This window comes from Gammaproteobacteria bacterium (assembly GCA_009838035.1).
GTDB lineage: Bacteria > Pseudomonadota > Gammaproteobacteria > Steroidobacterales > Foliamicaceae > Foliamicus.
In genome coordinates this window covers 1-15,059 of record VXSK01000020.1, presented here as the reverse complement: position 1 = coordinate 15,059, position 15,059 = coordinate 1, and the positions used below count along the sequence as shown (strand labels likewise).

Below are 15,059 nucleotides of genomic sequence, written 5' to 3'. Positions count from 1 at the left end.
CCAGGGAAGGCAGTGAATCCATCAACGATCCACACGAGCGCGCTCAACGGCGTCGAGGCTCCAAGCGTTACGGTGGAAGTGGGCATCACCAACGGCCTGCCGGGCATCACCATCGTGGGCCTGGCAAAAAAGGAAGTGCGGGAAAGCGCATCGCGGGTGCGCCACGCGCTGCGGAGTTCGAGATTCGAGATGCCGCTGAGCAGCATCACGGTAAACCTGGCGCCCGTGGAGTTGCCCAAGAGCGGCGGGCGCTACGACATCCCCATTGCCCTGGGTATCCTGGCTGCAAGCAAGCAGATCGACCCGGCGATACTGGCGGGGGTCGAGTTCCTGGGCGAGTTGGCGCTCACCGGAGCGCTGCGGCCCGTCCCGGGCGTCCTGCCTTCCTTGCTCGCCGCCTCGCGGCGCGGCAGGACGCTGTTTCTTCCCGAGGCCAATTCCGCCGAAGCGGGGCTGGTGAAGGCGGCGCGCGCGGTAGCGGTGACCGACCTCAGGCAGCTTGTGGACTGCCTTTACGCGCATGGCGAACCCGAGCGCGTCGCCTATAGCGGCGACCGTGTCCGAGCGGCCGCATACCCCGAACTGAACGACGTGATCGAAATGGCGCAGGCCAAGCGGGCAATGGAGATCGCCGCCGCCGGGGGGCATAACCTGCTGTTGAGCGGACCGCCGGGCGCGGGCAAGAGCATGCTGGCCAAGCGCTTCCCCGGCCTCCTTCCGCCCATGAGCGAGGAGGAAGCGCTGGAAACCGCGACCCTGCATTCGCTCAAGGGCATCGCGCTGGAGGAAAACTGGCGGCGGCGTCCCTTCCGCAACCCGCATCACACCTGCTCGGTCGCCGCGCTCGTCGGCGGCGGCGCGCGGCCCACTCCGGGCGAAATCTCCCTCGCCCACAACGGGGTGCTGTTCCTCGACGAATTGCCGCAGTTCCGCCGCGACGCCCTGGAATCCCTTCGGGAACCGCTGGAAACCCGCAACATCGTGGTGTCCAGGGCCCGTTACACGGTCACCTTTCCGGCGCGCTTCCAGTTGCTGGCGGCAATGAATCCCTGTCCTTGCGGTTTCGTCGGCGATCCACAGCGCGAGTGCCGTTGCACTCCGGAGGCGGTGCGCCGCTACCAGGGACGGATTTCCGGACCGTTTCTCGACCGCGTCGACTTGCGGGTGCAAGTCTGCCGGCCGGAGCGCCCCATCCTCGCCGACCATCCCCGCGACGGAAACGGAATTTCAAGCGCCCAGGTCCGCACGAGGGTCGTGGAAGCCCGGGAAATACAGATGGACCGAAGCACGAAATGTAATGCCGAACTGGAGGACGTCGAACTCCGGGTCCACTGCCGCCCACGGCAGGACGGACGAGTCCTGCTTGAGCACGCAGCCCGGAAACTTGCGCTCTCGCCTCGCGCATGCGCACGAATCCTCAAGGTGGCCCGCACGATCGCCGACCTGGAATCGGCCGTCCGCGTGGCCGAGCGCCACATCGCCGAAGCTCTGGCCCTGCGCGGAAGCGGTTTTACCTGAATGCGACCGGCCGCAACCCGATTGACGCTCGTATCGAAATGTGTAAGATTCATACACATCCGCATCTTTTATGAGTTATTTCGCATGGCCCGCGTTCAACTGATCATGCCCGACAAGGACCGGGACCGCTTCGTTCACCAGGCGCGGCGCGAAGGCATGACCCTGAGCGCCTGGCTCCGGGCGGCAGCGCATCAGAGGCTTGGAAGTCAGCAGGAATCCCGTCTCTTTCGCAATGCAGGCGACCTGCAGGCGTTCTTCCGCCAGTGCGATGAGCTGGAAGGACCCGAAAAGGAACCCGACTGGGACCAGCACCTGCGGGTGATCGAACAATCTCGCGGACGCGGCTCCTCCGGAACATGATCTTCGTCGATTCCAATGTCTTCATGTACGTGGTGGGGCGACCCCACCCGCTTCGGGAAAACGCCCGGGCGTTCTTTGCCGAGGCACTGAACGAGCAGTCCCGTCTATGCACCTCGGCGGAGGTGGTCCAGGAAATGTTGCACTACTACCTTCCGGTCGGCCGCATCAGGACGCTGGATGCCGCCCTTGCCCTGATCGAGAGGACGCGCACCGAGGTTTGGCCGCTGGAACTGGAGGACGTTACGCTGGCGCGGCAACTCCAGGAACAACTGCCCGCACTGACGGCGCGCGACCTGTGTCATCTCGCCTGCTGCCGCCGGCGCGGCGTCCGCGAAATCAAGACTTTCGATCGGGCGCTCGGCGCCGTTCGCGTCTAGCGCCGATAGATGCCGCCGGGCTCGATCAGGCCGAGCCACCAGAACAGGATGATCAACAGGAAGAGAGCCGCGGAAAGCGCTACGCGCCACGCGAGCGAGCGCACCATTCGGCCCGGATCGCCCTTTGCGGACACCATGTGGTACAAACCCGACCCCAGGCTGGCGATAATAGCCAGCAGCAGCACGACGATGAGTGCTCGAATCATCTTCCTGTTCCGGCGCGAAACCGCATGATAACTCCGCCTTCCCACCGGCGCTCCGGCGTCCGCAACCTCCTGCTCATGCTTCTGGGCCTGGCGGTGTTCGGCTCGCTGGGGACCTGGCAGCTGAACCGCTCCGCGGAAAGGCGGGCGGTGCTGGACGCGTTCGAAAGCGCCGAGGGGTCGCTGCCGGTTAGCGGCCTGGCGTCGGTGCCGGCCGGCGGAGACAACACGCGGGTGCGCCTGACCGGACGCTACCTGGCGGACCGGCAGGTGCTGCTCGACAACATGACCCACGAGGGCATGCGGGGCTACCACGTTCTGACGCCGCTCGAAACGGCCGGCAGCCTGGTAATGGTGAATCGCGGTTTTGTGGCCGGCGGGCCGGACCGTTCGGAACTGCCGGAACTGGCGGTAAGCGGCGGCGAGCGCGAAGTAGTCGGTATTGCGGTCCCGTACTTCCGGCGCGGACTTCGCCTTGAGGAAGAGGCCGCGAAGGCCCCATGGCCGCAACGGATGGTCTATCCGACCGCCGATCAGTTGCGCGGCCTGTTCGATTCGCCGCTGCCCGATTACCAGGTCCTGCTGGACGGCGAAGAGCCGGACGGTTACGTGCGGGCCTGGCGACCCTACGGCATGGCGCCGGAGCGGCACCTGGCGTACGCCGTGCAGTGGTACGGCCTGGCCGCGGCCGCCGCCGGCATCTGGCTGGCGGTAACCTTGAAACGCAGGAGAGCGCGAAATGCGCATTAACGCAAAACAACTCCAGATCATTGCGATTGCCGCACTGTTCCTGGTGCCGGTGGTCGTCGCCTGGTTCCTGTACTCGGGCCGGGCTGGACTTGATCCGGGTCCGGACGCTCATGGCGTGCTGGCCGACCCGCCGGTTGAGCTCGGCGACATCGAACTGCCGCCGGGAGGCGACGCCGGCGCCGAGGGCCGCCTGACCGGGCGCTGGACTTTCCTCTACCTCGAGCGGGACGAATGCGGGACCGCCTGCGAGGAAGCGCTGATCCGCATGCGCCAGGTCCGGCTGGCGCTGGGCAAGGACGCGAACCGGGTGCAGCGCGTGTTCCTGCCCCTGGTCGGAGACCCGGATTACGAACTGGCGGCGCAAGCCTTCCCGGGCATGGTGGTACTGCCCGCCGGCGCACCCGGGCGCAGCGAGTTGATCGAACGCATCGGAGCCCGCCAGCCGGGAGAGGTCCTGCTGGTGGACCCGCTCGGCAACCTGATTCTGAGCTATCCGCCCGGCCTTGATCCCGACGGCCTGTTCCGCGACGCGAAGCACCTGCTGAGGCTGTCGAAGATCGGCTGACGCAGCGGGGTTCCCGCATGGACGTTACCCACATCCTGGATCCGCTGAACACCGCCCAGCGCGAGGCGGTAACGGCCGGCGAACAGCCGGTCCTGGTGCTGGCCGGCGCGGGCAGCGGCAAGACGCGCGTGCTCGTGCATCGCGCCGCCTGGCTGGTCGCCGCCCACGGCGCGTCGCCCTGGAACCTCTACGCCGTCACCTTCACCAACAAGGCCGCCAACGAGATGCGCACGCGCATCGAAACGCTGCTCGAAACACCCACCCGCCAGCTCTGGATCGGCACCTTCCACGGTTTGGCGCACCGTCTCCTGAGGCGGCACTGGAGCGAAGCGGGACTGCGGCAGGACTTCCAGATTCTCGACGCCTCCGATCAGCTTCGGCTGATCAAGCGGCTGCTGAACGACGAGCGCATCGACGAGCGGATGATCACGCCGCGGTCGCTTCAGTACTTCATATCCGGCGCCAAGGAGGCGGGCCTGCGGCCCAAGCAGGCGCCCGCCGGCTCCGCGCCCTACGGCGAAGAGAGGAAGCAGCTTTACGCCCTTTACCAGAAGCGCTGCGAGTCGTATGGGCTGGTGGATTTCGGCGAACTGCTGATGCGCTCCACGGAACTCCTGCAGGACTCTTCCGAACTGCTGGCCCGCTACCGGGAACGCTTTCGCTGGCTGCTGGTGGACGAGTTCCAGGACACAAACGGTGTCCAGTACGACTGGCTGAAGCTCATGTGCGGAACCAGCGGCGTGCCTTTCGCGGTGGGCGACGACGACCAGTCCATCTACCGCTGGCGCGGAGCGCAAGTCGAGAACATCCGGCATTACACTCGCGATTTCCGCGACGTGCGGATGGTGCGGCTGGAGCGCAACTACCGCTCCACGGCAACCATCCTCAAGGCGGCCAACGCGGTCATCGCGAACAACGCCTCACGGTTCGGCAAGAAGCTGTGGACCCGCGGGGACCGGGGCGCTCCGGTGCACCTGTTCGCCGCCTATAACGAATGGGACGAGGCCAACCAGGTCGTAAGCCGCGCGCGCGAACACGACACGGGATCGCTGCGCGATCTGGCCGTGCTGTACCGCTCCAACGCCCAGTCGCGGGTATTCGAGGAAGCGCTGGTGGGCGCGGGCATTCCCTACCGCGTCTACGGGGGACTTCGGTTCTTCGAGCGGGCCGAGATCAAGGACGCCCTTGCCTATCTGCGCCTCGTGGCCAACCGGGGCGACGACCCTTCGTTCGAGCGGGTCGTGAACAATCCACCGCGCAGGATCGGCGAGGCCACGATGCGCGCCGTACGCGGTTACGCCAGGCGCCACGCGCTGACGCTCTGGGATGCCGCCGGGCGGTCCGAACAGTTCCTCAACTCCCGGGCGGCCGGCGCGCTCAAGGGGTTTCTGGCCCTGATCGATTCGCTGGCCGAGGACACCGAGCACCTGGAACTCGGCGAACAGGTCAGCCGGGTCGTACGCGGCAGCGGACTGGTCGAAAGGCTGGTGGCCTCGGGCAGCGAAACCGACCGCATGCGGGTCGAAAATCTCGACGAACTGGTCAACGCCGCGCAAATGATCGAGGAATCCATGCAGGACCAGCCGGCGTCGCCGCTGAATGCCTTCCTCGCGCACGCTGCCCTGGAGAGCGGCGAGGACGGCGCTGACGACGAAAACGCGGTGCAACTGATGACCATGCACGCCGCCAAGGGCCTGGAGTTTCCGGTCGTGTTCCTGACGGGCATGGAAGAGGGCCTGTTCCCGCACAGCCGTTCGATGCACAGCGAGGCCGAACTGGAGGAGGAACGCAGGCTGTGCTACGTGGGCATCACCCGGGCGATGACGGAACTCAACCTCAGCTATGCCGACGTTCGCCGGCTGCGCGGCCAGGAGCACCGCAACCGCCCTTCGCGCTTCCTTTCCGAGATTCCTGCGGAACTACTCGAGGAAGTTCGCCCTCAGCCCAACGTATCGCTGCCGGTGCGCATGGGCGGAGCGGCTCCGGGAACGGATGAACTCGACGCGGGGGCGGGACCGGCGCTGGGCCAGCGGGTCTCGCATCCGAAGTTCGGCGACGGGGTGGTGCTCAACCGCGAAGGCGCGGGCGACCATGCGCGGGTGCAGGTCAATTTCGAGCGACACGGATCAAAATGGCTGGTCGTGGCCTATGCGCGCCTGGAATTGATATAGTTCCGCCGAGCCTTTGCGCTCTAAGCCCATGCGCTTGAACAAATGAAGATACTGATCCTCGGGGCCGGCGTCGTGGGCTCCACGATCGCCGAGCGTCTTTCCCGCGAACCCGAAAACGAGATCACGATCGTGGATCTCGACGCCGACATCCTGCGGGCCATACACGAACGCATGGACGTGCGCACCGTTGCCGGCCACGCCTCGCGGCCCGGGGTTCTGGACCACGCCGGGGCTGGGGCCGCGGACCTGGTCATCGCCGTTACCGGCAACGACGAAGTGAACATGGTGGCCTGCCAGGTCGTGCATTCGCGCTACCGCGAGTTCGAGGCCGGCGCCAGGCGGCGCACCAAGATTGCGCGCCTGCGTTACACCGAATACAGCGGGATCGCCGCGCTGTTCGGCCCTCACGGATTGCCGGTGGACGTCGCCATCGCTCCGGAAGACCTGATTACGCGTTACGTGGAGCAACTCGTCCGCTTCCCCGGCGCCTCGCAGGTACTGGAGTTTTCCGATGGCCGGGCGCTGTTGCTGGGCGCCGAGGCCAGGGCCGGTTCCTGGCTGGTGGGCAGAACTCCCGCCGAACTGGGCGAGCGCAGCATCAAGGGCCGGATCGCCGCCGTGTACCGCTCCGGTCACGCCCAAACCGTCAACGGGCGGACCGTCATCGAGAACGGCGACGATGTGTACTTCATCGCCGGATCCGACGAGGTCCGTCCCCTGCTATCGGCGCTGAGGCCCGAGCCTCAGGACGTGCGCAGCATCATGATTGCAGGGGGCGGCAACATCGGCGCGCGAGTGGCCGAGTCGCTGCAGAACCACTTCCAGGTGAAGCTGATCGAGAGCTCGGCCAAACGCGCCCGGCAGGTGGCCGAACGGCTCGGCCGGGTCATCGTGCTGCACGGCGACGCCACCCACGAGGAACTCCTGATCGAGGAGAACATCGAGCGCATGGATGCCTTCGTGGCGCTGATGAACGCCGACGAGGCCAACCTTCTGGCTGCCGGTCTGGCCAAGCGGGCGGGCTGCAAGCGGGTCATGGCGCTGGCCAACCGTCAGGCCTATGCCGCGCTGGCCGGGCAGATGGGGATTGACGTGTCGATTTCGCCCGCCCAGATCACGATCAGCGAACTCCTGCGGCACATCCGCCAGGGCGACGTCGCCAGGGTGCATTCGCTGCGCTTCGGCCGCGCCGAGGCGATCGAGGGCGTGGCGCACAGCGGCGACGGCCAGCGATCGCTTGTGGGCCGCGCGGTCGGGGAGATCAACCTGCCTCACGGCACGTCGATCAGCGCGATCGTACGCGACGGCGTGGTGCTTCCGATCAATGACGAGACGACCGTGGAGGACGACGATCACGTGATTCTCTTCATGACCAACCCGCGGGCCAAGGCGCAGATCGAACGGCTGTTCGAGGACGAAGCCTGATCCGCTTCCAGGGCAGGGTATTGCCATGCAGATAGCGCTAGTCGGCAGCGTGCTGGGCCGCTTGCTCATGCTGTTCAGCGTAACGATGCTGACGCCGCTGCCCGTGGACCTGTATTACGGCGACGGCGCCTGGCCGGTATTCACGCTCAGTTTCGCCGCCGCCCTCACGGCCGGGTTTCTGATCTGGCTGCCGGCGCGCCGGGCGCGGGGCGAACTGAAGCTGCGCGACGGGTTCCTGATCGTGGCTTCGTTCTGGCTGGTCCTCGGCAGCTCCGGCGCGCTGCCGCTTCTTTTTACGCAGGTGCCCGAGCTGTCCTTCACCGACGCCATGTTCGAGGCGATATCGGGGCTGACGACCACCGGGGCCACCGTGCTGACGGGGCTTGACGAAGCGCCGAAGGCGATCCTCTACTACCGGCAACAGCTCCAGTGGCTCGGCGGACTGGGAATCGTGGTGCTGGCCGTGGCCGTGCTGCCCATGCTGGGCGTGGGCGGCATGCAACTGTATCGCGCCGAAACGCCGGGCCCGATGAAGGACACCCGGCTTACCCCGCGCATCAAGGAGACCGCCAAGGCGCTCTGGTACATCTACCTGGCGCTGACCATTGCCTGCGGAGCGGCCTACAAAGTGGCCGGCATGGGCTGGTTCGATGCCGTCTGCCACGCCTTTTCCACCGTCGCGATCGGCGGTTTTTCGACCCACGACGCCAGCTTCGCGCATTTCCCCCAAACGAGCATCCGCCTGATCGCGATCGTGTTCATGTTCCTGGCGGGAATCAATTTCGCGCTGCATTTCATCGCCTTCAATCGGCGCACGCTCGCAGGGTATTTCCGCGACGCGGAATTCCGCGCCTATGCCCTTGGCCTGCTGGTGCTCTGCGCACTGGTCGTGGGCGGCCTGCTGCTCTACGGCTGGAAGGAAGATCCTTCCATGGCGCTGATCGACGGCCTGTTCCAGTCGGTGTCCATCATGACGACAACCGGCTTTACCACCTCCAATTTCTCGCTCTGGCCGGGCATCCTCCCGATGCTGCTCATATTGGCCGCCTTCATGGGCGGATGCGCCGGTTCCACCGCCGGCGGCATGAAGTGCGTGCGGGTGCTGCTGCTGGTCAAGCAGGGCATACGCGAGGTGCGCCGCCTCGTGCATCCGAGCGCCGAAATCCCGGTGACGCTCGGCGACACGCCGGTTTCCACTCGCGTGGTCGATTCGGTCTGGGGCTATTTCGCGGTCTACGTGGCCGTGTTTATCGTGATTCTGATCAGCCTGCAGGCGGCCGGCCTCGACTCCTTCACGGCGTTCTCGGCCGTGGCCGCCACGCTCAATAACCTGGGACCCGGGCTGGGTGAGGTCGCGACCGGTTACGGCGGCATCGGCGTGACCGCCAAGTGGGCCTGCATCGTGGCCATGCTGCTGGGCCGCCTGGAGATCTTCACCTTCCTGGTGCTCATATCACCGACCTTCTGGCGCCCATGAGTTTCGTGCTGAAGGTTGCCGGCGCGGTCGAGCGCGCGATTATTCGCACGGGCGAGGCGGTTGCCTGGCTCACGTTCGTCATGACCGTCGTGACCTGCCTGGTCGCGGTGTTGCGCTACGGCCTGTCCCTGGGCTGGATCTGGCTCCAGGAAACGATTACCTGGATGCACGCCGCTGTGTTCCTGCTGGCCGCCGGCTACACCCTGGCGCGCGACGAGCACGTGCGCGTGGACATCTTCTACCGCGAGATGAGTCCGAAACGCCAGGCCGTGGTGAACCTGTCCGGATGCGCGCTGTTCCTGTTGCCGCTCACTGCGGGCCTGGTGCTGGGCAGCCTCGACTATGTGGAAACCTCCTGGCGCATTCACGAGTCTTCCCGTGAAGCGGGCGGGCTGATCTATCCGTTCCCGTCCCTGCTCAAGACACTGTTACCGCTCACCGGCGTCCTGGTGGGCCTGCAGGCGCTCGTAATCTGCTTGCGCAGTTCGGCGATGCTGCTGGGGATACCGCTCGAAGACGGTTCCGATCCCGCAACAGGCAGTCATACGCCCGGAAGTACTGCCGGCGGCGGCGTGTAGTCCATGTACTGGCCCGCGTTCGCACTGTTCGTCTGCGTCGTGCTGGTGCTGCTGGCGGGCTTTCCGGTGGCCTTCACGCTGGGCGGCACGGCGTTGCTGTTCGCGCTGGGAGGCGCCCTTGCAGGCGTCTTCGACATTTCGTTTCTCGGCACCATGCCGAACCGCCTGTTCGGGATCATGAGCAACGAAACGCTGGTGGCGGTGCCGCTGTTCGTGTTCATGGGCATAACCCTTGAGCGGGCGCGGATCGCCGAAGACCTGCTGGACGCCTTGAGCCGGATGTTCGGCGGTCTTCCCGGCGGGCTCGGGATCGCCGTCATCATCGTAGGGATGCTGCTGGCGGCCAGCACGGGCATCGTGGGCGCCACCGTCATCACGATGGGCCTGCTGGCCCTGCCCACGATGCTGAAGCGGGGCTACGACCCGGCCGTGGCCACCGGCGTCATCAGCGCCTCGGGGACGCTGGGGCAGATCATCCCTCCGTCCATCGTGCTGGTGCTTCTGGGCGACGTGCTTTCTTCCGCTTACCAGGAAGCGCAGCTGGCACAGGGCGTCTTCGCGCCGCGAACGGTTTCGGTCGGCGACCTGTTCATGGGTGCATTGGTACCGGGCCTGATGCTGGTGGCGCTCTACGCGGCCTGGATGCTGACCGTTGCCCTTTTTCGCCCGGCTTCCGTTCCCGCGCGCCGGGGCGGCGACCCGGCTGCCGGGGCCGTAAGCGTGGCGCGGTTCGTCGGGGCCTTTGCGCCGCCGCTGGTGCTGATCGCCGCCGTGCTCGGTTCCATCATCTTCGGCGTCGCCACGCCCACGGAGGCGGCAGGAGTGGGCGCGGTGGGCGCGATGCTGCTGGCCGCCCTTCGCGGAAAACTGAGCCTGTCCCGTATTCGCGATATCGGCCGCGCAACGGCCCGGGTCAGCAGCATGGTGTTTCTGATCCTCGTGGGCGCATCCGTGTTTTCGCTCGTATTCCGCGGCTACGGCGGCGACGACGTCGTGCGCGAGTTCCTGATGTCGCTTCCCGGCGGCGTATTCGGCGCGGTAGTGCTGGTCATGCTCGTGATGTTCCTGCTGGGCTTCGTTCTGGACTTCATCGAGATCACCTTCGTGGTGGTGCCGATCGTCGGGCCCGTGCTGCTGTCGATGGGGCTGGACCCGGTCTGGCTGGGCGTGATGATCGCGATCAACCTGCAGACGTCGTTCCTGACGCCGCCGTTCGGCTTTGCGCTGTTCTACCTGCGCGGCGTGGCGCCGCCTGAAGTGCCCACCACGGCCATTTACCGCGGCGTTGCGCCCTTTATCGCGATCCAGCTCGCGGCGCTGGCGCTGCTGGCGCTGTGGCCGGAGATCGCGACCTGGCTGCCGAAGGCGCTCTACGGCGGTTGAGCGTCAGACCACCGCCTTCGAGCGGAACCGCCACATCGCCAGCAGGCAGAAGATCACCGCCAGGTCCAGCGCATAGACGGTGAGGATTGCCACCTCGTCCCAACCCATCAGGACGCCGCTCGTGAATTGATTGGTGGCGTTGAAAGGCCCGTACGTAGGAAGGAGGAAATGCAGGTAGTGAATGGGATTGCTGGATGAAAGAAGACCGAAAAACAGGTCGCCGGAAACGAATACCGGCAGGATTCCGGCAAGTATGGGAGGCATCAGCATCGAAAGCGCCAGGGCAAACGAAGCAAAGATGAGGTTCCGGCAAAACATGAGCCAGGGGGCATAGCGCAAGGCGGGGACCACGTCGAGTTCGTGGACCTGGGTGAAGATGACCAGGGCTATGGCCGTCAGGAGAGAGTAGCCGAACAGAACCATCATGGCGCCGCCGAACTTGCCGGCCAGGAACTGCCAGCGGGTGACGGGCCTTGCGAGAATCATGGTTATGGCGCCGCTTCGGACGTCGCTGGATACGGCGGTGGCTCCGATGAACAGTGCAACGATCATTCCTCCAAAAGCCGTAAAACCATAGAACTGCGAAAGCATTTGGGCGCCGGCGGCCTGCATTTCCTGGAGCATGGGTTCGGTGGGCACCGGTTCCGGCGGGGGCGCCGCCCGTTTCAGCGCGTCCTGAAACGACTGAGGATCCTCGCCGGGCGCCGCCGGCTCCTGTTCGACGGCAGCGGCCGCGGGCGGCGGAGGCGCGGATGCGCTGTCGAAAATCCGGCTGTTGATCTGGCTGAGCACGATCGAAAAAATCACCGTGAGAATCAGCATGACCACCATCAACGCAAGCAGGAGCCGCCGGTGCAGGAGCGCGCGGACACTGTCCCTTGCGATCATCAGTATGCTGGTCATTGCGCACTCCCCTTGCCGATCACGTCGAAGAAGAGGTCTTCCAGCGCCCGTGTGGACACTTCCTCCCAACTCCGGAGATCCTCAAGCCGTTTCAACTCTCCGTTATGCAGGATGGCTACCCGATCGCAAACCGATCCCACTTCGGAAAGGATGTGCGACGAGATAAACACCGTCTTGCCCCGTTCCTTGAGTTTGAGAACGATGTCGCGGAAGTCGCGCCTCCCCACGGGATCGAGGTTGGACGTGGGTTCGTCCAGGATCAGCAGTTCGGGATCGTTCATCAGTGCCTGCGCAAGACCCAGGCGCTGCACCATCCCTTTCGAGTATTTCGAGATCCTGCGGTCCGCAGCATCCTGGAGGCTAACCAGGTCCAGCATTTCCTCGGCGCGCTGCGCCCGTTTTGCGGCCGTAACACCGGAGAGCGCGGCGTAGAACTCCAGCAGGCGTCTGCCGGTGTAATAGGTGTGCAGGTTGACGCTCTCGGGCAGATAACCGAGGCGCTTGCGGTGGTCCGTCGCCTCGACCGCCTGGCCGAACAGAAGGGCGGAACCCGTATCCGGCCGTATGAAGTTGAGCAGCAACTGGATAGTCGTGGATTTGCCGGCGCCGTTCGGGCCGATGAAACCGAACACCTCGGCGGCCTCGACTTCCAGGTCCAGTCCCTTCAGGGCCTCGGCGCCGCCTTTGTAGGTCTTGGAGAGCCTGTCCGTGCGGATAACGCTCATACGCCGTCCCGCCCGGTCAGTTCCTCCAGCAGATCCCACAGCCGATCCTCCCGCATCTCGGAAAGCCTGGTTAACGGCGGATAACCAAGCTCGATGTGCGCGACCTTGCCATCCCTGCCAACGACGACGAGTTGAGGAATCCCGCGCACGCCGTATGCGCCGCTGATGTCCTCCCCTTCATCCATGACCACCCGAACCGTGAATTCCGTATCTTCCACGAACTCCCTTACCAGTTCCGGGCCTTCGCCGACGTTGACGGCCAGAAACTCCACGTCGCGATGCTCGAACGCCTCGTTCAGCGCCTCAAGGGAAGGCATGCTTCGGATGCAGGGCTGGCACCAGCTGGCCCAGAAGTCCAGCACCACCACCTCGCGGTTGCGGAATTCCGAGAGCGTTATGTCGGCGCCGTCGAGGTCAACGCCGGAAAAGTCGGGAATCTCCTCACCCACCTGAAGGTTGCCGGATTGTTCGACTGAACCTCCCGAGGCCAGCTCCGTGGGCTGCTGAAGATTGACCTTGACCTCGTAGTGGACCCAAACCGTGACCGCCGCCAGGACAATGCACGCCAAAATCAGGACCAGCTTTCGCGCGCTCACGATACGGCATACCTCAATAGAACAGGCGCGTCATTCTACACAGCGGGCGATCCAGGTATTTCGCAAGCTTGCGGCAGTCCGGGATTTGAAGGACAGCGAATTGCACGGCGCCCGCCCGTTTCGCCTCCATCAAAACTCGAATCGTATCCCCAGGCGTATCCGGTACACGGATCGGGAGCGGCTCGCGATCGCCCTGGGTTCGGCATCGAAGGAGTTGAAGCGGTACGCGCAGTCGGTGCGGTTCCGGCAGGCCATGCGCGGGGCGTCGCCGGTCAGGGCGGGCGCGGCGTCGACTCCCAGGTCCGCGACGTCGGCGGCGCGCACGAGGTCGGCGCGCACGACCGCGGCCTGACCGTTGCTCGGGCCGAAATCGAAGCGTCCCCATTTCGAGTTCAGCAGATTGGGGAAATTCTCGACGTCGAGCACCAGCCGGACCCGGTTCTCGCCGACCCACCGGGCCAGCCCCGCCGCTCCCGGCAATTCGACCTGAAGACGCAGATCCCAGATCCGGTTCCAGCCGCTGACTTCGGAGTACGGCGCGTGAATGCCGCCCGGCACCGCTTGCACGTAGTTCTCGAAGCGGCTGCGGTCGAAAGTCGAGGCGTACACGACGGCCGGATCGTCCACCGCCGGGATGTACAGCGGGTCCGCGTCGAAGGGGCTTTCCCCGGCGCCGGCCCGGCCGAACAGCGCGTTGCCGCGATCGACATCGAAGGTGTAGGTGAACAGACGCCCGGAGAACACCCGCCCGAATACGTCGATCCGCGTGTTCAACTGTCCGATCGCGCGTTCGTAGCCAAGGCGCAGCTTCCACGAATGCGTGGTCTCATGGGGCGAGCGGCGGGCCTGGGGATCGTTGCGGTCCGCCACGGTGAGCGCGCGCCAATTGGAGATGCCCCTGGCCGAGGTGCCCTCCGCGACGGCTTCCACGTCCTGCCGGGCGTAGCTTGCCGAGAAGTCCACGCCGAAGTCGTAGCTTTTCGAAACGGCAACCGACCAGACATGCGCGCGGCCGCCGCCGTGATTGCCCAGCGCGGTCAGATTGAGATAACCGAGCGCGTCGAGGTCCGCATAGATCCTTCTTCCGTCCGGCGCCTCGCCCGTGGGCTGCGCGCCCGCCAGATGGGTGTGGGCCAGGTTTCGCCAGACGAAGCTTCGATGCGCGCTCGTGTGCAGGTACTGGACCGTGCCGAGGAAGTCCCGCCCCAGGCCGGGGAGGTCGAATTCGCGCTGCACCCGAACCGACGCCTTCCAGTCCGCGGGCATATCGAAATCCTCCGCGATGGCGTCCACGGGAAGGGCGGCGCCGGCGGCCACCTGCCGCAGCAGCGCCTCCGGCACCGAGAACGGCGTGACGCCGCCGGCCCCGGCGAGTCGCGCGAACACGACCGGCGGCTGAAACGCGTTGGAAATCCACACCTGCGGTTCGCCGCCGGCGAAAAGCCCCACGCCGCCGGATATCACCGTGCGCCCAAGGCCCGTATAGCGCAGCCCCAGCCGGGGCATCCACGCGTCGGCGCCGTCCAGGTTCGCGTCGGTGCGCACGCCGTAGGCCGCGAAGACGGCATCGCTGTATGCCGGCGAGTCTTCCTGCTGGATGCGTTCGTAGCGCAATCCCGCGGTCAGCTCCAGCTCGGGCGAGACGGTCCACGCATCCTGCACGAAAAACGCGCGCCTGCGATAACCCCAGTCCGCGGCCGCGTCGCGCGGATCGTTGGAGACCGCGTTTACGTAGTCCACGCGCGCGACCCCGCCGAGGACCGCCTGAAGGCCGTCGAACACGAACCGGCCCCGGGAGCCCGGCACGAACAGGTTGTACAAATCGAATCGGCCCACCTCCAGGCCCGCCTTGAGCAGGTGATCGCCGAACAGGTAGTCGATGTCGGCGTAGATCTGCACACGCTCGTCTTCGTACTCGTTGGCATGACGGAAACGGTCGCAGCCGGCCGTAAGCGTTACCGGCTCCGTCAACAATCCTTCAAGCCCGGTGCCCGCGGCCTGCGCGGGTGCGAGGTCAAACTCCAGCAT

At 65.7% G+C, this 15,059-nt stretch carries 14 protein-coding genes; 10 read left to right on the top strand and 4 right to left on the bottom strand.

Annotated elements, in window-relative coordinates; translation table 11 throughout:
• Window positions 1-12 precede the first annotated feature (12 nt).
• The 3 genes from F4Y72_08695 (at window position 13) to F4Y72_08685 (ending at window position 2,255) form a co-directional block, all read left to right on the top strand.
• Entirely contained in the window at window positions 13-1,518 is a 1,506-nt protein-coding gene (locus F4Y72_08695; protein MXZ28366.1) for a YifB family Mg chelatase-like AAA ATPase, read from the top strand.
• A gap of 84 nt (window positions 1,519-1,602) precedes the next feature.
• The gene (locus tag F4Y72_08690; GenBank protein ID MXZ28365.1) at window positions 1,603-1,878 is read left to right on the top strand and encodes a hypothetical protein; all 276 of its coding nucleotides are present in this window, start codon (window positions 1,603-1,605) and stop codon (window positions 1,876-1,878) included.
• Window positions 1,875-2,255 carry a type II toxin-antitoxin system VapC family toxin gene (locus F4Y72_08685; GenBank protein ID MXZ28364.1) on the top strand — a complete coding sequence of 127 codons (381 nt, stop codon included), beginning with the start codon at window positions 1,875-1,877 and terminating at the stop codon, window positions 2,253-2,255. The genes F4Y72_08690 and F4Y72_08685 overlap by 4 nt, the downstream gene beginning before the upstream one ends.
• Here F4Y72_08685 and F4Y72_08680 read toward each other — a convergent pair.
• On the bottom strand, window positions 2,252-2,461 hold the full coding sequence (locus tag F4Y72_08680; GenBank protein ID MXZ28363.1) for a twin transmembrane helix small protein: 210 nt from the start codon (window positions 2,459-2,461) through the stop codon (window positions 2,252-2,254). The two genes, F4Y72_08685 and F4Y72_08680, sit on opposite strands and share 4 nt — an antisense overlap.
• 24 nt (window positions 2,462-2,485) lie before the next feature.
• Between F4Y72_08680 and F4Y72_08675 the strand changes: the two genes are divergently transcribed.
• The 7 genes from F4Y72_08675 to F4Y72_08645 are packed head-to-tail and all read left to right on the top strand — an operon-like array spanning window position 2,486 to window position 10,807.
• Window positions 2,486-3,208: an SURF1 family protein gene (locus F4Y72_08675; GenBank protein ID MXZ28362.1), complete on the top strand. Its 723-nt coding sequence runs from the start codon at window positions 2,486-2,488 to the stop codon at window positions 3,206-3,208.
• Window positions 3,198-3,773: a hypothetical protein gene (locus F4Y72_08670; protein ID MXZ28361.1), complete on the top strand. Its 576-nt coding sequence runs from the start codon at window positions 3,198-3,200 to the stop codon at window positions 3,771-3,773. Before F4Y72_08675 ends, F4Y72_08670 begins: the two co-directional genes overlap by 11 nt.
• Before the next feature lie 17 nt (window positions 3,774-3,790).
• Window positions 3,791-5,944 (top strand): DNA helicase II, encoded by a 2,154-nt coding sequence (uvrD, locus tag F4Y72_08665; protein MXZ28360.1) that lies wholly within the window; start codon window positions 3,791-3,793, stop codon window positions 5,942-5,944.
• Window positions 5,945-5,986: 42 nt separating this feature from the next.
• Window positions 5,987-7,369, top strand: coding sequence for a Trk system potassium transporter TrkA (gene trkA, locus F4Y72_08660; protein ID MXZ28359.1), 1,383 nt, complete (start codon window positions 5,987-5,989; stop codon window positions 7,367-7,369).
• Between the two features lie 25 nt (window positions 7,370-7,394).
• Window positions 7,395-8,846: a potassium transporter gene (locus F4Y72_08655; protein ID MXZ28358.1), complete on the top strand. Its 1,452-nt coding sequence runs from the start codon at window positions 7,395-7,397 to the stop codon at window positions 8,844-8,846.
• Window positions 8,843-9,424 (top strand): TRAP transporter small permease subunit, encoded by a 582-nt coding sequence (locus F4Y72_08650; protein MXZ28357.1) that lies wholly within the window; start codon window positions 8,843-8,845, stop codon window positions 9,422-9,424. The genes F4Y72_08655 and F4Y72_08650 overlap by 4 nt, the downstream gene beginning before the upstream one ends.
• A gap of 3 nt (window positions 9,425-9,427) precedes the next feature.
• A complete protein-coding gene (locus tag F4Y72_08645; GenBank protein ID MXZ28356.1) occupies window positions 9,428-10,807 on the top strand; it encodes a TRAP transporter large permease subunit in 1,380 nt (459 codons plus the stop codon).
• Window positions 10,808-10,810: 3 nt separating this feature from the next.
• Here the strand turns inward: F4Y72_08645 and F4Y72_08640 are convergent, their stop codons facing one another.
• From F4Y72_08640 to F4Y72_08630, 3 genes are read right to left on the bottom strand one after another with little or no spacing between them, the layout of a single operon-like run.
• Window positions 10,811-11,710 carry an ABC transporter permease subunit gene (locus F4Y72_08640; protein ID MXZ28355.1) on the bottom strand — a complete coding sequence of 300 codons (900 nt, stop codon included), beginning with the start codon at window positions 11,708-11,710 and terminating at the stop codon, window positions 10,811-10,813.
• Window positions 11,707-12,435 (bottom strand): ABC transporter ATP-binding protein, encoded by a 729-nt coding sequence (locus F4Y72_08635; protein MXZ28354.1) that lies wholly within the window; start codon window positions 12,433-12,435, stop codon window positions 11,707-11,709. The genes F4Y72_08640 and F4Y72_08635 overlap by 4 nt, the downstream gene beginning before the upstream one ends.
• Window positions 12,432-13,049 carry a TlpA family protein disulfide reductase gene (locus F4Y72_08630; GenBank protein MXZ28353.1) on the bottom strand — a complete coding sequence of 206 codons (618 nt, stop codon included), beginning with the start codon at window positions 13,047-13,049 and terminating at the stop codon, window positions 12,432-12,434. The genes F4Y72_08635 and F4Y72_08630 overlap by 4 nt, the downstream gene beginning before the upstream one ends.
• Window positions 13,050-15,059: the final 2,010 nt, after the last annotated feature.